Raw genomic sequence first — 19,342 nt, forward strand, 5'->3', positions numbered from 1 at the left:
GAAAGGCTCAGTTAAAGCTGTAGCCGGCCTTGAACGATTCCATCGCCTTAGCCAGAATTTGCTCGTTATCGGCAGACAGGTCACCCTTGTCGTCGACGGTCTTCAGCAGCTCGGCGTGGTTGGCACGAACGTAAGCGAGGAAGCTCGCTTCGAATGCCAATGCCTTCTTGACTGGAACGTCTTCGTAGTAACCCTTGTTCACCGCCCACAGTGTCAGCGCCATTTCGGCGGTCGACAGGGTGGAGAACTGCTTCTGCTTCATCAGCTCGGTCACGATCTCGCCATGCGACAACTGCTTGCGGGTCGCTTCGTCCAGATCGGAAGCAAACTGCGCAAACGCAGCCAGTTCGCGATACTGAGCCAGCGCCAGACGAATACCGCCACCCAGCTTCTTGATCACCTTGGTCTGCGCTGCACCACCCACACGCGATACCGAAATACCAGCGTTAATAGCTGGACGGATACCGGAGTTGAACAGGTCGCTTTCCAGGAAGATCTGGCCGTCGGTGATCGAAATCACGTTGGTCGGAACGAAGGCAGACACGTCGCCAGCCTGGGTTTCGATAATCGGCAAAGCAGTCAGCGAACCGGTCTGGCCCGTTACGGCGCCTGCGGTCAGCTTGGTCACTTCGTCTTCGTTGATACGCGATGCGCGCTCCAACAGACGGGAGTGGAGGTAGAACACGTCACCAGGATAGGCTTCACGGCCCGGTGGACGACGCAGCAGCAGGGAAATCTGACGGTAAGCCACGGCCTGCTTGGACAGGTCATCGTATACGATCAGCGCATCTTCGCCGCGGTCGCGGAAGTACTCACCCATGGCGCAACCGGAGTACGGTGCGATGTACTGCAGGGCAGCGGCTTCGGAAGCGGTGGCAGCAACGATGATGGTGTGACCCATCGCGCCGTGCTCTTCCAGCTTGCGTACCACGTTGGCGATCGACGAGGCTTTCTGGCCGATAGCAACATAGATACAGATAACGCCGGTGTCTTTCTGGTTGACGATCGCATCCAGCGCCACAGCGGTCTTACCGGTCTGGCGGTCACCAATGATCAGCTCGCGCTGGCCACGGCCGATAGGCACCATCGAGTCAATCGACTTCAGGCCAGTCTGCATAGGCTGCGACACCGACTGACGGGCAATCACGCCCGGTGCGATTTTTTCGATAGGGGAGAACGCCTTGGCGGCGATCGGGCCCTTGCCATCGATAGGACGGCCCAGTGCATCGACTACGCGACCGATCAGTTCCGGACCTACCGGAACTTCCAGAATGCGGCCGGTGCACTTGACTTCGTCACCTTCGGAAATGTGCTCGTACTCGCCCAGAATCACGGCGCCGACAGAGTCGCGCTCCAGGTTCATGGCGAGGCCGAATGTATTGCCCGGGAACTCGAGCATTTCGCCCTGCATCACGTCCATCAGGCCATGAACACGAACGATACCGTCAGTCACGGAAATCACGGTACCCATGGTACGTGCTTCGGCGCTTTCAGCCAGGTTCTGGATCTTGGCCTTGATCAGGTCGCTGATTTCAGAGGGGTTCAACTGCATGATCTCTCCTAATTCTTGAGGCTTGCCGCCATCGCGTGCAGTTTGCCGCGAACGGAAGCGTCGATGACGTCATCACCGATCAACACCCGGATACCACCGATCAGCTCGGGGTCCACACGCACGTCAAGGCGTACGGTCTTGCCGTACTTCCTGGAAAGCGTGTCGGTGAGTTCGGACTTCTGGACGTCGGTCATGGGGAAGGCGCTGTCTGCGACTGCATCCAGCACCCCTTCTGCCTCGGCCTTCAGGAGTTCAAACTGTTCGGCGATTTCGGGCAACAACAGCAGGCGTCCGTTTTCGATAAGCGCGCCGAGGAAGTGTTTCACTTCTTCGTTGCCACGCTCGGCGAGCACGTCCAGCAGCAATGCCTCAACCTCTTGTGCGGTATGTTTCGGGTGGGTGATTACTTCGGCCACACCCGGGGTTTTCACCATGGCAGCCAGCCAGGACAGCGTCTCGGACCACGCGCCCATAGACTGCTGTTCGCCGGCGAGGCTGTATACCGCTTCGGCGTAGGGCCTTGCTACGGTAGTAAGTTCTGCCATGAGCTGATTACAACTCCGCTTTGATGGAGGCCAACAGATCGGCGTTTTTGGCTTGATCGATCTCGCGGCGCAGAATCTTCTCTGCACCGGCTACGGCGAGGACGGCAACCTGCTCACGCAGAACCTCCTTGGCACGCAGCACTTCCTGCTCGATTTCAGCCTTGGCATCGGATACCAGCTTGGCACCCTCGACGCGTGCAGCGTCTTTTGCCTCTTCCACGATCTGATTGGCACGTTTTTCGGCGGCCAGCATGATTTCGGTCGACTGCTGTTTGGCTTTGCGAACTTCATCCGCAACGCGTTTTTCAGCGGCCTCCAGATCCTGCTTGCCACGTTCGGCAGCAGCCAGGCCATCTGCAATGCGCCTGGCGCGCTCATCCATCATGTTGGTAAGCGGAGGCCAAACAAACTTCATGGTGAACCACACCAGGATGGCGAACGTGATCGCCTGACCCAGTAGTGTTGCGTTAAATTCCACGCTTGTTTCCCTCCAGAATGATGACTTGCAACAACCTATCCCTGTTCAGGGATTAAGCGCCCACAGCGGCCAGAGCAGCAGCCAGGAACGGGTTGTTGAAGGTGTAGAGCATAGCCACACCAACACCAATCATGGAGATCGCATCCAGCAGACCGGCGATAATGAACAGCTTGGTTTGCAGAACTGGGATCATTTCTGGTTGACGAGCGGAAGACTCGAGGAACTTGCCGCCGAGGATGGCGAAGCCCAGAGCGGTGCCGATGGCACCCAGACCGATGATCAGTGCGGCAGCCAGAACGGTCATCGACTGGATCTGGGAAATCAGTGCAAGTTTTTCCATTTAGATATCTCCTGAAACTAAAACTAAGGATGGTTGGTGAAACGTTTAAAAAACTAAGGAACTCTTTAGTGCTTCTCGACCGCTAGGCTGAGATACACGATGGTCAGCATCATGAAGACGAAGGCCTGCAAGGTGATCACCAGGATATGGAAGATCGCCCATGGCGCGCCCAGAATCCACTGTGCACCCCAAGGCAGCAGCGCAATCAGAATGAAGATCAGTTCGCCGGCATACATATTGCCGAACAGACGCAGCGACAGCGAAATCGGCTTGGCAATCAGCTCAACCATCTGGAACGCGAAGTTCACCGGAGCCAGGATGGCAACCAGAATCGGGCTGTGTGCGTGGAACGGAGCGGTCAACAACTCCTTGCCCCAGCCGCCCAGACCCTTGGCCTTGATCGAGAAACCGATAATGCAGAACATCACCGAAATCGACATAGCAAAGGTGGAGTTAACGTCAGCCGACGGTACCACGCGGAAATACACATGATGAGGATCCGCACCGAAGAAGGTGGAACCAATCCATGCTGCGATTTGCGGAATCAAATCCACCGGCAGCATGTCCATCGCGTTCATCAGGAACACCCAGCAGAAAATGGTCAGAGCCAGAGGCGCAACCACTTTACTTTCGGCATGGAAAATTTCCTTGACCTGGGTATTGACCATCTCCACCAACGACTCAACAAACAGCTGCAGGCGACCCGGGTTTTCCAGCTTGGCATTCTTGGCAACCAGTGCAAAGACGCCTACAAAAAGGAAACCCAGAATCAGCGAGACGCTGAAGGTATCGACGTGAATGGACCAGAACCCTTCATGAGAAGACTTCCAGAACGTCAGGTGGTGCTTGATATACTCTGTTGCGTTGCCTGCCATCACTTTTTCTCAATTTTGATTAGAAGCCCGAACCAGTAGCCGAACACGACCAGCATGTAACTGGCGAAGTACGCTGCTACCGATATATCCTTGAAAAACAGAAGAACCACTGCAAATATAAGAATGGTCATAACAAACTTGACCGCTTCCGCCTTGTAGTGAGCCTTCATCAATACTGCAGGTGATGCACGCGGCACCGAGTAAGCGATGCGGATGTACAGCAATGCTGGCAGGATGACCGTCAATCCGCCCAGCAATGCCGAGACAGCACCGCTAATACTCCCCTGCCCCAGTACCGCTGCAATCAGGACAGCTATTGCTGTCAATACAAACTGCAAGCGCACGATGCGCTTAATTTCCGGCTTAGCCATGACGCACATCGTCTTAGAAAAATCGACCGATTATAGTCACGCCATTAAAATGACGTCAACAAATTACGACTAATATAGCTGCAGTGCAGCATACCCCATCCAGCCCTGCTCGCCCCGCAAGCGGCCGATCATACAGCGACATTCAGTTAGCGCCTAATACTCGATAGTCATTACACGAAAAAATCTGGCCACCCTATTCCACTCACTGCCAAACACGACTTTGACAACAATGGCATTGGGCCATAATGCGCAAAGCCGCACTCTAGGCGCGGCAGAACAAGGTGGCAACACACCGCCTTGGGCAAACGAATAAACTGCCACCCGGGATGAGATCTGGAGAAACATCCGCCATCTCATCCCGGCTTACCACACCGCGGCAGCTTAGCTACCCATGGTTGCGACCATAATCGCCTTGATGGTGTGCATGCGGTTTTCCGCCTGCTCAAAAGCCAGACTCGCGGCGCTTTCAAACACCTCGTCGGTCACTTCGATACCGTTGGCGAATTCAGGATATTGAGCCGCAATCTGCTTACCGACCTTGGTGTTCGTATTGTGGAAGGCTGGCAGGCAGTGCATCAGTTTGATCTGCGGGTTGCCCGAAGCGGCCATCAGCGCGCTATCGACGCGGAATGGCTTGAGCAGCGCGATACGCTCGCCCCAGCGTTCCATCGGCTCACCCATCGACACCCAGACGTCGGTGTGGATAAAGTCTGCACCCTTAACCGCAGCTTGTGGATCATTCGTCACCAACAGGCGAGCGCCGGTCTTCTTGGCGATCTCCTGGCACTGCTTAACCAACTCTGCATCCGGCTCCAGCCCCTTCGGACCAGCGATACGCACGTCCATGCCCATCAGGCAGCCAATCACCATCAACGAGTGGCCCATATTGTTGTGTGCGTCACCGACATAGGCGTAAGCGATCTGCGACATCGGTTTGTCGCAATTTTCGGTCATGGTCATCACATCGCACAGCATCTGCGTCGGGTGCCAGGCATCGGTCAGGCCGTTGAAAACCGGTACGCTGGAATACTTGGCCAGCTCTTCCACGTCGTCCTGGGCAAAACCGCGGAATTCAATACCGTCGTAGAAGCGGCTCAACACACGGGCGGTATCGGCGATGCTTTCCTTGTGCCCCAGCTGCGAGCTGCTTGGATCGATATAGGTCACATGCGCGCCCTGATCGTGGGCGGCCACTTCGAACGAGCAGCGGGTGCGGGTCGAGGTCTTCTCAAAAATCAGCGCGACGTTCTTGCCAACCAGGCGCTGCACTTCGTTACCGACGTACTTGGCACGTTTCAGGTCGCGTGCCAGATCGAGCAAGTACAGCAACTCGCGTTGGGTGAAGTCCAGCTCTTTCAGAAAGTGACGGTTTTTCAGATTGAAAGCCATTTTGATACTCCTTGAGATTAAAACTACCCTGAGCGCCTCACCAGCAATGGCAGGCGAGTGACGTTCAAACAACTTAAAGATCCTGCCCTACCCGCACTGGATGTGACCCCTACTGACAGACGGATCGCCCCAATACGAATTAACATTTAATAATTCACTAATATTTGTATAGCACGCAGCGCCACGTATGCCAGCCCTGTGCTTCCTTTTCAGCGTCCAAGCAGACGAGCGAGCAAGTAATGACGCAGAAACTTCCAGCTTACATAGCCCACCACCAGTGCGGCGACCCACAGCTCGAAATCAGCCAGCGCATGCACTTGAGCCACGTATTTATTCGCCAAGCCCCACACACCCAGCTGTGCCGACAACTTGTACAATGCCGTAGCGCCAATCACCATCGGGAAAGTAAAGGCCGCATAAGCAGGAGAGAACGGCAGGCGCATCAGGCGCAGGAAAAAGAGGTAGATCACACTGGTCATCAGTACGGCGATCCCGGCGAGCAGCCCCACCAGCAGGAACGAAGGCTGTTGCACCACAGTCAGGTAACCGGCGAGACCCAGGCTGGCTGGCGCGGCCAGAATCGCCAGCGTAGGCTTGGCCTGGTCGGGCACTTCGCTGGCAAACACCAGACGGTAGATCATCACCGGCAGCATCACCAGATAACAAGCCAGGCCGAATGCGATCAACGCCTGCGCAAGCCACAGCAAGCTGCCACCCGGAAAGCTGACCGCGGCCACGATGATGCCGACCGGCGGCACGAACCAGCTGGGTACCATATGGTGCAGGCGAAAGTCGCGGGCACGGTGCCAGACAAAACTCGTCAGGAACACCAGATGCAGGACGATGGCCGACAACCAGACCGTCAGCGCCAGCGGCAAAGAGAACAACGAAATCGCCTTGGCGACCACCATCAACGCCATCGCCATCGTTGGCACCACACTACCGACCACCGGGTGCGCCAGATCCTGACGCAACAGTTGCGGAGCATGGATAAACTTCAGCAACAGCGCCAGCAGCAACACGCCGGCAAGTGCGGCACCAGTCAGCTGGAACATGCCGCCGGCTGGCATAAAGTTCTCCCAACACCAGCCCAGACTGGCAATACCCAAGGCGAGCCCCCCCATCGGCGTCGGGATGGCGCACAGGCAGCTGTCCAAGGTTGATTTGGCGGTGTCGCCGGCCGGGTTGTGCAGAATGGTTTCCATGCTGATCTCCTTGCTGCAGCAGATATTGCCAACGTCTGACTGCTCTGGTATCGATGAACAACACTGTACGTCCGGCCAAAAATAAATAACATCTGAATGTTTTTTACATAACGTAAATAAAAAATTGACAACACACCTGACCTTACGCCAATTGCAGGCATTCCTGTCCGTTGCCCGCCTGGGTTCGCTCACCCCGGCAGCCGAAGAACAAGGCTTGAGCCGGGCAGCGCTCAGCCAGTCGCTACAGGAACTGGAGCGACAACTTGGCTGCACCCTATTCGACCGCAGCGGCTACCGCTTGCGGCTGAATGCCGCAGGTGAAACCCTGCTACCAATGGCAGATGAGCTTTTGACCCGCACCCGGCAAATAGAACAACAGTTTGGCGAACCGGACAAACTGCCAAGCAAATTGCGGCTGGGTGCCAGCGATACCATCGGCAGCTATTTGCTACCGAAAATCGTCGCCCGGCTGCAGGCGCATTTTCCAGACCTGCAGCTTGAAGTCGGCATTTACAACAGCCAAACCCTGTGCGGCCAGCTGCAACGCTATGAGCTGGATCTGGCGCTGATTGAAGGAGAAGTACTCGATAGCGAGCTGGCGGTAACGCCATGGAGAGAGGATGAGCTGTGGATTGTCGCACCTGGCAACAGCGCAAGCCCTATGGACTGGCCGGCACTACGGCAACAGCGCTGGATCGTGCGGGAGGCTGGCTCCAGTAGCCGGGTTCAGTTTGAGCAACTGCTACTGCCGCAACTAGGAGACACACCAAACACCCTGATATTCAATACCACCGAAGCGATCGTACAAGCTGTCTGCGCCGGACTGGGCTGCGCCCTGCTTTCCTCACTGGCCGTCAGCAAGCGCGTCGAGGATGGTGCATTGAGGCGGGTCACGCTGCCGCAGCAGCTCAGCCGGCCGATGACCATTGTCCGGCTGAAAAACCGCTATATCACACCGCGCACCACACAGGTCCTACAATGGCTGGCAGGCCAGGAATCCAGCCCGCAAGAGTAAGAAAGCGCCGGCATGATTGACCTGAGAAAACCGGGCGCATGGCGAAAAAAAGCGGCGGCCACCTGTGCCGCCGCTAGCGCTAGCGGATCTGCAAACGGCCGATAATGCCGTCCAGTTCATCCAGCGTTGCATACTCGATAGTCATTTTGCCTCGCCCGCCCTTGGCCGTCCTGATGGCCACTTTGGCACCCAGCACTTCCGACAGCTCTTCACACAGTCTGGCTACATCGGCGTCCCGCGTACTGGCGGCTGCGGATGTCCGCGCAACCGCGCCGGCCAAGGCATGCACTCTGCGCTCGACCTCGCGCACCGACCAGCCATGCAGCACGACCTGATTGGCCAGCTCCAGTTGCTGCAATGCAGGCAGGGCCAGCAAGGCGCGGGCATGCCCCATCTCGATCTGCCCCTGATGCAGTAAAAGCTGCACCGGCTCCGGCAAGGACAACAATCTAAGCAGATTCGACACTGCACTGCGCGAGCGGCCGACCGCGGCGGCGGCGGCATCGTGTGTCAGCTCGAACTCCTTGATCAGCCGGGCAATACCCAGCGCCTCTTCGATCGGATCCAGCTCCTGACGCTGGATATTCTCGATCAGCGCCATGGCCAGCGCGGACTCATCCGCCACGCTACGGATCACGGCAGGAATTTCGCTCAGTCCGGCTTTCTGGCTGGCACGCCAGCGCCGTTCACCGGCAATCAGCTCATACTCGCCCAGACCGATCTCGCGCACCACTACCGGCTGGATAATGCCCTGCGCGCGGATGGAGGCGGCCAGCTCTTCCAGCGCCGCTTCATTCATATGGGAGCGGGGCTGATAACGCCCCGGGCGGATACTGCTGACAGCGAGTGTTTGCAGCCTGTCGTCTGCCGGATCGGTCACGGCAAGGAGCGCGTCAAGTCCGCGCCCCAGTCCTTTGAGTTTGGCCATGTTTCTATTGGATTCCAGCTACTGGCGCAGTTTCCAGACGGGCAAGCAGCTCGGCAGCCAACGCCTTGTAAGCGCGTGCGCCGCGCGAGGAAGGATCATATACAACACCGGGCAGACCGTGGCTGGGCGCCTCGGCCAGACGGACATTGCGCGGGATAACGGTTTCGAACACCTTGTTGCCGAAATGAGCGGCAAGCTGGCCGGACACCTGTTGCGACAGGTTGCTGCGCGCATCAAACATGGTACGCACCAGCCCCAGAATCTCGATCTTGGGATTGACGGCCTGCCTCACCTTGCGCAGGGTGGTCACCAGATCGGACAAGCCTTCCAACGCATAGTATTCGCACACCATAGGGATCAATACCCCCTGCGCCGCCACCAGGCCGTTAAGCGTAAGCAGCGTCAGCGAAGGCGGACTGTCGATCAGGATGTAGTCGTACTCATCCTCGACCTCGGCCAGCGCCTGCTTCAGGCGCGCTTCGCGCGCCAGCTCCTGCACCAGTTCAACCTCGGCACCGCCCAGATCGCGCGTCGCCGGCAATACATCGTAACCGCCCTCAGGCGAGCGTTGACGCGCTTCCGCCACCGTTGCCTCGCCCAGCAGCACCTGATAGATCGTCTGCGTCAAACCGGCTTTCTGAATGCCGCTGCCCATGGTGGCATTCGCCTGCGGATCAAGATCGACCAGCAAGACACGCCGCTCCAACTGCACCAGACCGGTGGCCAGATTGACGCCGGTCGTGGTCTTGCCGACCCCGCCCTTCTGGTTGGCAATGGCAATAATGCGCGCGCTCATCGCGCGACAACCCGCACCAGATGGCGTTCGGCATCCAGCCCCGGCACCATCAGCGGCAAGACTTCCGCCATGACCACACTCTCCGGCAACTGGGCAATTTCTTCATACGGGTAGACTCCCTTCATCGCCAGCCACTGCCCGTCCTGCGCCAGCAAATGCGGCGTCAGGCGAACAAACTCGGCCAGCTCGGAGAAGGCGCGGCTGGTGATCGCATCAAACTTCTGCTCGGGCTGATAGGCTTCGACCCGGCTGGTGATGACTTCTACATTGGCAAGACCCAGCTCGATCACGGCCTGGCGCAAAAAGGTGGTCTTTTTATGGTTGGAGTCCAGCAGCACCACCTGCAAGTCCGGGCGGGCAATCGCCGCCGGAATGCCGGGCATACCGCCACCCGAGCCTACATCCAGCAAGCGCTTAAAACCCGCCAGATGCGGCACCAGCGTCAGGCTGTCCAGCAGGTGATGGCTGACCATGCGCGCTTCTTCGCGCACGGCAGTCAGATTGTAAGTGTGGTTCCACTTGGCCAGCAGGGCCAGATAGCCCTCCAGCTGTGCGACCTGTGCGTCACTCAGGCCCAGCTTCAGCTCGGCCAGCCCCTGTTTCAATTCTTCAGTATGTGTCATGCCGTCTTCTTATCGCCCAGGCCGCGTTTAAGGTGAACCATCAGCAGGGCCACCGCGGCCGGTGTAATCCCCTGAATACGCGAGGCCTGCCCCAGTGTTTCCGGCTGCTGCTGCGTGAGTTTCTGCTGCACCTCGCGCGACAGCCCGGACACCAGCGAATAATCGATCCCCTCGGGCAGGCGTACGTCGTCCAGCTTGTCCTGACGCGCCAGCTCGTCGTTCTGGCGGTCGATATAGCCTTGGTATTTGACCTGAATTTCTACCTGTTCGGCAACATCCATCGCATCCACCCCCTCCCCCGCCCCGGGCAACGTCATCAGCAAGGCGTAGTCGACGGCAGGGCGGCGCAGCAAATCCATCAGGCTATACTCGCGCGTCAGCGCTTGGCCCACGACGCGCTCAACCTCGCCCGCCGGCGCTTTACCCGGATGAATAAAGGTTGTGGCGAGGCGTTGCTTTTCTGCTGCGACAGCATCCCGTTTACGGCAGAAGGCATCCCACTGCGCATCCCCGACCAGCCCCAGCTTGCGGCCGGCCTCGGTCAGGCGCAGATCGGCATTATCCTCGCGCAACTGCAAACGGAACTCGGCACGGCTGGTGAACATGCGGTAAGGCTCGGTCACGCCCTTGGTCACCAGGTCATCCGACATCACACCCAGATAGGCCTCATCACGGCGCGGACACCAGCCTTCTTCATCGCGGCTGTAAAGCGCGGCATTCAAGCCGGCCAGCAGGCCTTGTGCGGCCGCTTCTTCATAACCGGTGGTGCCGTTCAGTTGGCCGGCAAAAAACAGGCCCTTGATGGCCTTGCTCTCGAAGGTGGACTTCAGGCCGCGCGGATCGAAGTAATCGTATTCGATGGCATAGCCCGGACGCAGGATATTGGCGTTTTCCATGCCCTTCATCGAACGCACCGCCGCCAGCTGGATATCGAAAGGCAGTGAAGTAGAGATCCCGTTAGGGTAGATCTCGTGCGTGGTCAGACCTTCCGGCTCGAGGAAGATCTGGTGACTGTCCTTGTCGGCAAAACGGTTGATCTTGTCTTCTATCGACGGGCAGTAGCGCGGGCCGACGCCCTCGATCTTGCCGGTGAACATCGGGCTGCGGTCAAAACCGGAGCGGATGATGTCATGGGTACGCTCATTGGTATGCGTCACCCAGCACGGCAACTGGCGCGGATGCAGATCGCGCGAGCCACGGAAAGAGAATACCGGCTCCGGCGTATCCCCCGGCTGCACTTCCAGCACGGAAAAATCAATCGTGCGGCCATCCAGACGCGGCGGCGTGCCGGTTTTCAGGCGGCCGACCGGCAGATCCAGTTCACGCAGTTTTGCGCCCAGCACCGATGCAGCCGAATCGCCGGCCCGTCCCCCGGTATAGTTTTCCAGACCGACGTGAATCTTGCCCGACAGGAAGGTGCCGGCGGTCAGTACCACGGTACGCGCGCGGAACACCAGGCCAATGGCGGTAATGGCACCGGCTACCTGATCGCCTTCCAGCAGCAGATCATCTACCGGTTGCTGGAACAGGGTCAGATTGGGCTGGTTTTCCAGCATTTCACGAATGGCCGCCTTATACAGCACGCGGTCGGCCTGGGCACGGGTGGCGCGCACGGCCGGGCCTTTGGATGCGTTCAGCGTGCGGAACTGGATGCCGCCGATATCGGTGGCCAGCGCCATCGCGCCGCCCAGCGCATCGACCTCACGCACCAGATGGCCCTTGCCTATCCCGCCTATCGACGGATTGCACGACATCTGACCCAGAGTCTCGATATTGTGCGTCAAGAGCAGTGTCTGACGCCCCATGCGCGCAGCGGCAAGCGCAGCCTCGGTGCCGGCGTGCCCGCCACCGACGACTATCACGTCGAAAGTTGTTGGATAGATCATGATCAATACGACAAATCTGGCGGAAAACCGGGCATTTTACGGCAAAACATGGCCTCATGTAAGTTATTGATTTGACTAACGCTATCCGGCGGTAAGGCTTTACCCGAACTTCATCGACCGCAGCCACCTCTAGCCCTGCTACAATCCGCCGATGAATTTCAGCTTTACGCCCATAGGCATCATCCATTCGCCGTACAAGGAAAAGTTCGGCATCCCGCGCCAGCCTTCGCTGGCACCGTCGGCACGCATGACGCTGGAACTGCTTGCGCCTTACAACCATGCCGACACGGTGCGTGGTCTGGCCGACTTTTCCCATCTATGGCTGCAGTTTGTCTTTCATGAAACGGCGGCGCGCGGCTGGCGGCCACTGGTGCGCCCGCCACGACTGGGCGGCAATGACAAGGTCGGGGTTTTTGCCAGCCGCGCGACTCACCGTCCCAACCCCATCGGCCTGTCACTGGTCGAGCTTGTCCATATTGACACCCGCGCCGGTGTAACGCTGGAGCTGGCTGGCGCCGACTTGCTGGATGGCACGCCGGTGCTGGATATCAAACCCTATATCCCCTTTGTCGAATCGCGCCCGCAAGCCCGTGCCGGTTTTATCGACGGCCCGCCACCACGTCTGAGCGTATGCTGGAGCGAAAAGGCGCTGGCCGATCTGGCTATCCACCGTCTTCAGCACCCGGAACTGGCGACGCTGATAGAGGAAATTTTGGCCCAAGACCCGCGCCCCGCTTATCAGGATGACCCCTTGCGCATCTACGGCGTGCGCCTTTATCAGCTGGATATCCGCTTTCGCATTGCCGACAACATCGTCACCGCACTTGAAATTAATGCCCTCTGACCGAACTTTGTCAGACAAGCGCATGTCACACCAGCCTCACCCTACAGGAGTAAGACCTATGAGTTCCTACGCGAAGACACTGGTTCTCGCGTTGTCCATGGCATCAATGCTGGCAGCTCCGTTTGCCGAAGCGGCCAAACTGGGCAAAAGCAAAAGCTTCGGCATGAAGCGTTCGGCACCGACCCAGAGCTATCAACAGCCGGCACGTGCGCCGGTTCAGCCTATGGCGCCCGCGCAGCAGCAGCCACGCAAAGGCCCGGGCGTAGGCACGGCGATTGCCGCCGGCGCCGCCGGTGCCGCCGCAGGTTATATGCTGGGTTCGGCCATGAGCGGAGGCGAAGCCTCAGGCGGGGCCAGCGAAACCGCGGGCTCGGGCATGCCTTGGGGCACGCTGGCCATGCTGGGTCTTCTGTTTGCCGGCGGCATGATGCTGTTCCGTCGCCGCATGGCCAATCAAGCCGCACCCGCCATGCGCACTCCGCAAATGGCCGGCATGCCACCACAAAGCATGGCACCCGCCGCACAGCCGGCACGCTTCGATGGCATCCCGAGCATAGGTTCAGGCTTGCAAGGCGGCGCAGCCGGCGCCATGGCAGGCAGCTACGGCCAGCAACGACTGCCGGACGGCACCGAAGTGCCGGCCTTCCTGCGTCAGGCCAAGGCGACCTTCCTGCATCTGCAAAGCCTGAACTCGCCGGACAATGTGGATGAAATCAGCAAATACATGACGCCGGACCTGTTTGCCGCCATGCGCGAAGACATTCTGTCCAATAGCGGCATGGCCGATTTCCCGCAACTGGAATGCAGCGTGATCGATGCCGTCACCGAAGGCGGCCGCTATATTGCCAGCGTGCGTTTTTCCGGCACGGTCAGCGAAGACGTCAACGCCGCCACGGTACCGTTTGCCGAAACCTGGCACTACGTCAAGGACAGCGACAGCCCGCGCTGGCTGCTGGCAGGCATACAGCAGGATTAAGCCTGCAACAAGGATTGCTCCAACGGACGCTTACCCGCGTCCGTTTTTTTACGCCCATTACAACAAAACACCCATGTCATAATTATGCGTTAGACTGGAACACGGATTGCTACACAGAATAAAACCCGATAAGGAGTTATCCGTTGTCCACCCTCGCCCTGCATAGCCACTTCCAGCCCATTTACAGCCTGGCGCACCGCCGCACAGTTGGCTTTGAAGCACTATTACGCGCCGAACAAGCCGGTGTAGCCATCCCGCCACAGCAGGCCTATCTTGCCCACGAAGATACGCAAAGCCGCCATGAGTTTGATCTTCGCGTCAGCACGGAGCACATCCGCCACTTTGCGGCCTCGACCCCGGGTGAAAGCTGGCTATTTCTCAATGTCGACGCCAGCACGCTCAGCAGTCTCACCCGCACCCAGGCCCTGATCAGCATGCTGCAACAAAGCGGTGTCCCCGCCGCACGGGTGGTCGTGGAAATACTGGAGCATGCGCTGGAAGCCGATGAAGCGCTGATCGCCGGCAGCCGGCTCTTGCGCGAAGCCGGCTTCCTGATCGCCATCGACGACTTCGGCACCGGCCACTCCAATCTGGACCGGGTCTGCCTGCTGGAGCCCGACCTGATCAAGTTTGACCGCAACTTGCTGCGTAGCGCGACCAAACAAGCCCGTACGCGCAACCTCCTGACCAAGTTGGTGCATCTAGCGCACGAAATTGGGGCGCTGGTAGTGGTGGAGGGCGTAGAGACCGAAGCCGATGTACTGGTTGCCCTAGAGTCCGGCTGCGATCTAATCCAGGGCTATTATGTGGCCCGCCCGGCCTTGCAGCCGGATACGGATGAAATCATTACCCGCCGTATCGATACCCGCTGGGACGAACTGATGGTGCGCGAACTGATGAAGCGCAAACTGGCGCGGCGCCAGATCGAACTGGCGCGTCAGGCTTTTGTACAAAGCGCCATCGCACTGATGCAGGGCACCAACTTTACCGATGCCGCCCAGCCCATGTTGACCCTGCCTGATGTCATCCGCTGCTTTTTGCTCGACAGCACCGGCCGCCAGATCGGTCGCAATCTGAATACGCGGGAAGCGCCGTCACGCGCCAACCCCAAATTTGCACCACTGGCCGATACCACCGGCGCGGTCTGGTCACGCCGCCCCTATTTCCAACACGCCATAGACCAGCCCGGCGTGTTGTATATGAGCGAGCCTTATCTGTCGATGACCGATACCCGCCATTGCATCACCCTGTCGATGGCAATCGAGATCGATGAAGACCTGCATGTGTTATGTGCCGATGTACTGGTGCCAAAAACCATGGGGCTGCCCGATTAAAACCACTGCACAACAAAAAAGGCATAGCGCGCAAGCTATGCCTTTTTCACCTACCCATGCTGCAGACTGTTATTGCCCGGCTACATCCGCAATATATTCATACAAGGTCACCACCTGCTGCACACCGCTGGTTTCACTGGCCACCCGTGCCGCCGCCTCACCCTCGGCGCGGGTAACCAGACCCAGCATATACACCACGCCGCGCTCGCTCACGACCTTGATTGCATTGGGCGGGTAACCTTTACCGTCCAGCAGGCGTGCACGTACCTTGCTGGTCAGCCAGGTATCGTTACTGCGCTCGGTAATCCCGCTGACCGGCGCCACCACCAGATAGTTGTACACACGCTGCACATTAGGCTGCGAGCGCGCAATCATTTCGGCGCTGGCACGCGCCGCATCCGATGCGGCCTCACCACTTAACAATACAGTCCGGTTATAGCTGGTCAGATTCACATGCGAGGAAGGCAGCTTATCCGCCACTTGCCGCGCGGCCTTCAACTCGATGGCCTGGTCATCGACATAGGTCCCGCTGCTACGCCGGTCGGAAGCGACCAGCGCGCCGGTTGCAGCACCGCCGGCAACCAGTGCCACACAGCCGGACAGGGTTGCCGCACAGACAGAAGCCAACACCAGAGCGCGTAATTTCATCATTCGCCCCCCAGCAACATGCAATCGATCGCATCACACATGGCGTGAATCAGCAGCAGATGCACTTCCTGAATACGCGCGGTACGGCTGGCCGGCACATTCAGGTGCACATCATCCGCCCCCAGAATCTCGGCAATCTTGCCGCCATCCTTGCCGGTAAGGGCAATCACCGTCATGCCGCGCTCGTGCGCGGCATAAATGGCTTCGATTACATTGGCCGAGTTGCCCGAGGTCGAAATCGCCAGCAACACATCGCCCTGCTGCCCCAGCGCACGCACCTGCTTGGAAAAAATCAGATCGAAATCGTAGTCATTGCCAATAGCCGTCAGCGCCGAGGTATCGGTCGCCAGCGAAATCGCGGCCAGACCCGGACGCTCTTTTTCAAAGCGGCCAACCATTTCGGCGGCAAAATGCTGGGCATCGGCAGCCGAGCCGCCATTGCCGCAAGCCAGAATTTTGCCTTCATTCATCAGGCTGGCCACCATGCGCTCGGCAGCCAGCGCAACGCCCGGAGAAAGCGCCTCCATAGACTGCTGCTTGGTCGCTATGCTCTCGAGAAAATGGCCGTTAACGCGGGCGATCAGATCCATACTGTCATTCCTTGTAAGCTCGCGTAAGCACTACGCAATAATGTCTTTGATCCACAGGGGATCGGCTTCACCCTCGAACAGCACCGCATCAAAACGGCATGGGGCATCTATATGTTTCTCAGACAGATAAAAGCTGGCGGCATGTCGCAGCCGCGCGCATTTTCTGCCATCTATACTCTGCAAGGCACCCCCGAAGCGGCTGGAAGTCCGTAAACGCACCTCGACAAACACCCAGTACGCGCCCTCGCGCATCACCAGATCCAGTTCGCCACCACGACAGCGCCAGTTGCGCTCAACCAAGCGCAGCCCCTGCTGCTGCAAATAGCGCAGCGCCCGGTCTTCGGCCGCCATACCGCTGGCGGCTACTGTAGCTCGCCCCTGACCCATACCGGCAATGTCCGCTGAAACTGCTGGTCACGTCCCAGACGCAAGTCACCACTGACCCCATCCAGACGCAAACCACTGAGGTTTTTCTGCGTCGCCAGACGCTGCGCTAAGCGGTAGGCATCGATACCCAGTGCATACAAACGCTCGGTGGCCACCGTCAAGCTATGCGCCGGGCGCGGGTAAGCACGTACTGCAGGGTGGTCCGGCATCAATAGCCAGGGCATGTCGACAAAACGCACCCCGGACAAGGTCGGCAGGCTCTCGCGCACATTCAGCGTCGAGGTGGCATAGGCCGGCAATGCTTGTGGCAACACGGAACGCGCCAAAGCGGCCTCCGCCCCCGGCAAGGCCAGAAAGACCGAATCGGATTGAGCCAATGCTGCATCCAGTGCCGCGCCATGCGCCTCATCCATCGCCAGTTGCAAGGGTAAAGCGCCACGCTTTATCTGCCAGACCCCGGCAAATGTCTGACGTAAACGCTGCGACAAACCATCTGCGCCATAAATCAATAAAGGTCGTCGATGACCGTTGTCCGCCATCATGGCCGCAATCTGCTTAGCCTCGGCATCCACCGACAAAGACAGAGCATAGAGTTTGGGACGCAACGGCAAGCCTTCAAGGCTGTTGAGCGCCAAGGTCGGCACGCTTACCTGAGTGGCAATGCGGCTGATGCCGGTACGGGTCAAAGGCCCGACGACCACATTGGCGCCTTGTGCAATCAGATTACGGTAGGCCGGCAGCGCCTCAGCCTCATCGGCAAAGACGGCCTCTACGACCGCCGTATCGCTGCGACCATCGACCTCGCGCGCGGCATTAAAGCCCTGGCGCACCACATCGGCCGCCTCACCCAAGGCCGGAGACGACAGCGGCAGCAGCAAGCCGATACGTACTTTGGCCACGGCAAAGCCCGGCAAGTCGGAGCCGGCTATCGGAGCCACAGCGGGCGCACTGGCAGGCTCACGGGCAGGGACTTGAGTAAATGACGCAGAATTCTGCTGCAGAATGTAGTCCGCACCCTGCGCAGAGACTACACTGGCGGCCATCCAAGTTAACCCACCCAACACCCAGGGAGCCAGAGATTGCAAACATCGCTTGATCACTTGATTCATTCTGCCCAGGAAACGTTGGTGAACGGAACATTATATGTGGTCGCCACCCCCATTGGAAACCTGGCCGACATGACCTTGCGCGCTTTTGCCGCACTGTCCCGCTGCGATCTGGTGCTGGCGGAAGATACCCGCGTCACCGGTTCGCTGCTGGCAGCTTATGGAATCAGCAAGAAACTGGTCAGCTTGCGCGAACATAATGAACGCGAAATGGCCGAGCGCGTCATCGGCTGGCTACAGGAAGGACAGTGTATCGTGCAGGTCTCGGACGCAGGCACCCCCGGCATTTCCGACCCTGGAGCCCGCCTGGCAGCAGCCGTCTGGCAGGCGGGCCTCAAGGTGTGCCCCCTGCCCGGCCCCTCGGCGGTGGTCACCGCCATGTCCGCCGCCGGCCTTGAAACCGGCCAGTTCCAGTTCGCCGGTTTCTTGCCACCCAAATCCGGCGCACGCAAAAAACGGCTGGAGAGCTGGCTGAATGCCGACTATGCCGTGATTTGCTATGAAGCGCCCCATCGTATTCTCGACTGCGTCAGCGATGCCGTCGCCGTCTACGGCAGTGAACGGCGTCTGGTTCTGGCACGCGAGTTGACCAAGACCTTCGAAACCTTCATCCGAACCAGTGCCGGCGAACTACTGGAGATAATCAAGTCCGACAGCAATCAGCAGCGCGGCGAGTGCGTACTGATCATCGATGCGGCACCGGCCAAAGAGGAAGAAGATGAAGTACCGGCAGCGACGCTCCAGCTCTTGTCGCAACTGATTGCCAGCATGCCGATCAAGCAGGCTTCGGGCATCGTGGCCGATTTCAGCGGCGTAGCACGCAAAAGACTGTATGAACTGGCGCTGGAAATGAAAAAAAACGCCGAGTCTGCCGAAAACTGACTACAAGCGATTTACATTTCTTGAGCCAGCCGGTAGAATGCCGTCAATCCGAGATGCAGCCCGGATGGTGAAATTGGTAGACACAGGAGACTCAAAATCTCCCGCCGCAAGGTGTGTCGGTTCGAGTCCGACTCTGGGCACCACAAACTGGTTTTAATGCATCGAAGAAGTACAAAAACCCCGACAAACTAAAGTTTCCGGGGTTTTTTGTCGTCTGTACCTATCCCCCCTGCGCTCGGCCAACACTGGCCATCCGCGACTGGGTGCGGCGCTCGCTTTCAAGCCGTCCGACACACCCGGCACAAATTTAGCCGGATGACGACACATCGCCTGGCTAAGCATATCGCATCGAAAAAGATCACACCCCCTGCGTGACAAACTCACTAGTCACCACATCTGCACCTCAGTAAATATTTGCAGGTAGGAAATCCTCCCCCCATGAACTAGCTTGAGTAAATAAAAAAGTCACCTGCAATGGCTTGCTTAAGCCATAAGGTGACTTTTTTGGCGGCAGTGCGACGGCCCCAAGCACGGGAGACCCGTCATGTATAGACAACACGGTTTGACTTTGC

General features: G+C 58.6%; 21 protein-coding genes and 1 tRNA gene. 6 read left to right on the forward strand and 16 right to left on the reverse strand.

Annotated elements, in window-relative coordinates; genetic code table 11:
- Positions 1-7: 7 nt before the first annotated feature.
- The 8 genes from atpA to M3P88_RS14280 form a co-directional block, all read right to left on the reverse strand.
- Positions 8-1,552: a F0F1 ATP synthase subunit alpha gene (gene atpA / locus M3P88_RS14245; protein WP_249616665.1), complete on the reverse strand. Its 1,545-nt coding sequence runs from the start codon at positions 1,550-1,552 to the stop codon at positions 8-10.
- An 8-nt stretch (positions 1,553-1,560) separates the two neighbouring features.
- Complete coding sequence (locus M3P88_RS14250; protein WP_249616666.1) at positions 1,561-2,097, reverse strand: F0F1 ATP synthase subunit delta; 537 nt, start codon at positions 2,095-2,097, stop codon at positions 1,561-1,563.
- Between the two features lie 7 nt (positions 2,098-2,104).
- Positions 2,105-2,575, reverse strand: a complete 471-nt coding sequence (locus M3P88_RS14255) for a F0F1 ATP synthase subunit B (protein WP_124735914.1) — start codon at positions 2,573-2,575, stop codon at positions 2,105-2,107.
- A gap of 52 nt (positions 2,576-2,627) precedes the next feature.
- Positions 2,628-2,915 carry a F0F1 ATP synthase subunit C gene (atpE, locus tag M3P88_RS14260; protein ID WP_124735913.1) on the reverse strand — a complete coding sequence of 96 codons (288 nt, stop codon included), beginning with the start codon at positions 2,913-2,915 and terminating at the stop codon, positions 2,628-2,630.
- A 65-nt stretch (positions 2,916-2,980) separates the two neighbouring features.
- Positions 2,981-3,790, reverse strand: a complete 810-nt coding sequence (atpB, locus tag M3P88_RS14265) for a F0F1 ATP synthase subunit A (RefSeq protein WP_249616667.1) — start codon at positions 3,788-3,790, stop codon at positions 2,981-2,983.
- The gene (locus tag M3P88_RS14270) at positions 3,790-4,161 is read right to left on the reverse strand and encodes an ATP synthase subunit I (protein WP_249616668.1); all 372 of its coding nucleotides are present in this window, start codon (positions 4,159-4,161) and stop codon (positions 3,790-3,792) included. Before M3P88_RS14270 ends, atpB begins: the two co-directional genes overlap by 1 nt.
- A gap of 381 nt (positions 4,162-4,542) precedes the next feature.
- Complete coding sequence (locus tag M3P88_RS14275) at positions 4,543-5,550, reverse strand: ornithine carbamoyltransferase (protein WP_249616669.1); 1,008 nt, start codon at positions 5,548-5,550, stop codon at positions 4,543-4,545.
- A gap of 209 nt (positions 5,551-5,759) precedes the next feature.
- The gene (locus M3P88_RS14280; RefSeq protein ID WP_249616670.1) at positions 5,760-6,755 is read right to left on the reverse strand and encodes a TDT family transporter; all 996 of its coding nucleotides are present in this window, start codon (positions 6,753-6,755) and stop codon (positions 5,760-5,762) included.
- A gap of 124 nt (positions 6,756-6,879) precedes the next feature.
- Here M3P88_RS14280 and M3P88_RS14285 point away from each other — a divergent pair, with 124 nt between their 5' ends.
- On the forward strand, positions 6,880-7,770 hold the full coding sequence (locus tag M3P88_RS14285) for a LysR family transcriptional regulator (protein ID WP_249616671.1): 891 nt from the start codon (positions 6,880-6,882) through the stop codon (positions 7,768-7,770).
- A gap of 79 nt (positions 7,771-7,849) precedes the next feature.
- Here M3P88_RS14285 and M3P88_RS14290 read toward each other — a convergent pair whose 3' ends face one another.
- From M3P88_RS14290 to mnmG, 4 genes are read right to left on the reverse strand one after another with little or no spacing between them, the layout of a single operon-like run.
- The gene (locus M3P88_RS14290; protein ID WP_249616672.1) at positions 7,850-8,698 is read right to left on the reverse strand and encodes a ParB/RepB/Spo0J family partition protein; all 849 of its coding nucleotides are present in this window, start codon (positions 8,696-8,698) and stop codon (positions 7,850-7,852) included.
- Positions 8,699-8,702: 4 nt separating this feature from the next.
- Positions 8,703-9,494 carry a ParA family protein gene (locus M3P88_RS14295; RefSeq protein ID WP_124735907.1) on the reverse strand — a complete coding sequence of 264 codons (792 nt, stop codon included), beginning with the start codon at positions 9,492-9,494 and terminating at the stop codon, positions 8,703-8,705.
- The gene (gene rsmG / locus M3P88_RS14300) at positions 9,491-10,117 is read right to left on the reverse strand and encodes a 16S rRNA (guanine(527)-N(7))-methyltransferase RsmG (RefSeq protein ID WP_249616673.1); all 627 of its coding nucleotides are present in this window, start codon (positions 10,115-10,117) and stop codon (positions 9,491-9,493) included. Before rsmG ends, M3P88_RS14295 begins: the two co-directional genes overlap by 4 nt.
- A complete protein-coding gene (gene mnmG / locus M3P88_RS14305) occupies positions 10,114-12,003 on the reverse strand; it encodes a tRNA uridine-5-carboxymethylaminomethyl(34) synthesis enzyme MnmG (RefSeq protein ID WP_249616674.1) in 1,890 nt (629 codons plus the stop codon). Before mnmG ends, rsmG begins: the two co-directional genes overlap by 4 nt.
- Before the next feature lie 151 nt (positions 12,004-12,154).
- Between mnmG and tsaA the strand changes: the two genes are divergently transcribed.
- The 3 genes from tsaA (at position 12,155) to M3P88_RS14320 (ending at position 15,157) form a co-directional block, all read left to right on the forward strand.
- Positions 12,155-12,847: a tRNA (N6-threonylcarbamoyladenosine(37)-N6)-methyltransferase TrmO gene (gene tsaA / locus M3P88_RS14310; protein ID WP_249616675.1), complete on the forward strand. Its 693-nt coding sequence runs from the start codon at positions 12,155-12,157 to the stop codon at positions 12,845-12,847.
- 58 nt (positions 12,848-12,905) lie between these two features.
- Positions 12,906-13,823 (forward strand): Tim44 domain-containing protein, encoded by a 918-nt coding sequence (locus M3P88_RS14315; protein ID WP_249616676.1) that lies wholly within the window; start codon positions 12,906-12,908, stop codon positions 13,821-13,823.
- A gap of 143 nt (positions 13,824-13,966) precedes the next feature.
- Positions 13,967-15,157 (forward strand): sensor domain-containing phosphodiesterase, encoded by a 1,191-nt coding sequence (locus M3P88_RS14320; protein ID WP_249616677.1) that lies wholly within the window; start codon positions 13,967-13,969, stop codon positions 15,155-15,157.
- 69 nt (positions 15,158-15,226) lie between these two features.
- Here the strand turns inward: M3P88_RS14320 and M3P88_RS14325 are convergent, their stop codons facing one another.
- Genes M3P88_RS14325 through M3P88_RS14340 form a run of 4 tightly spaced genes read right to left on the reverse strand, consistent with a single transcriptional unit; the run spans position 15,227 to position 17,891 of the window.
- The gene (locus M3P88_RS14325) at positions 15,227-15,808 is read right to left on the reverse strand and encodes a BON domain-containing protein (protein WP_249616678.1); all 582 of its coding nucleotides are present in this window, start codon (positions 15,806-15,808) and stop codon (positions 15,227-15,229) included.
- Positions 15,805-16,395: a phosphoheptose isomerase gene (locus M3P88_RS14330; protein ID WP_249616679.1), complete on the reverse strand. Its 591-nt coding sequence runs from the start codon at positions 16,393-16,395 to the stop codon at positions 15,805-15,807. Before M3P88_RS14330 ends, M3P88_RS14325 begins: the two co-directional genes overlap by 4 nt.
- A 30-nt stretch (positions 16,396-16,425) precedes the next feature.
- Positions 16,426-16,746, reverse strand: coding sequence for a YraN family protein (locus tag M3P88_RS14335; RefSeq protein WP_249616680.1), 321 nt, complete (start codon positions 16,744-16,746; stop codon positions 16,426-16,428).
- Between the two features lie 11 nt (positions 16,747-16,757).
- Positions 16,758-17,891: a penicillin-binding protein activator gene (locus tag M3P88_RS14340; RefSeq protein WP_249616681.1), complete on the reverse strand. Its 1,134-nt coding sequence runs from the start codon at positions 17,889-17,891 to the stop codon at positions 16,758-16,760.
- Between M3P88_RS14340 and rsmI the strand changes: the two genes are divergently transcribed.
- Positions 17,883-18,770, forward strand: a complete 888-nt coding sequence (gene rsmI / locus M3P88_RS14345; protein WP_283773232.1) for a 16S rRNA (cytidine(1402)-2'-O)-methyltransferase — start codon at positions 17,883-17,885, stop codon at positions 18,768-18,770. The two genes, M3P88_RS14340 and rsmI, sit on opposite strands and share 9 nt — an antisense overlap.
- A gap of 58 nt (positions 18,771-18,828) precedes the next feature.
- A tRNA-Leu gene (locus tag M3P88_RS14350) sits at positions 18,829-18,913 on the forward strand.
- The last annotated feature ends 429 nt before the right edge of the window (positions 18,914-19,342 follow it).

The sequence above is a fragment of the Craterilacuibacter sp. RT1T genome, from assembly GCF_023502145.1.
Classification (GTDB): Bacteria; Pseudomonadota; Gammaproteobacteria; order Burkholderiales; family Chromobacteriaceae; genus Craterilacuibacter.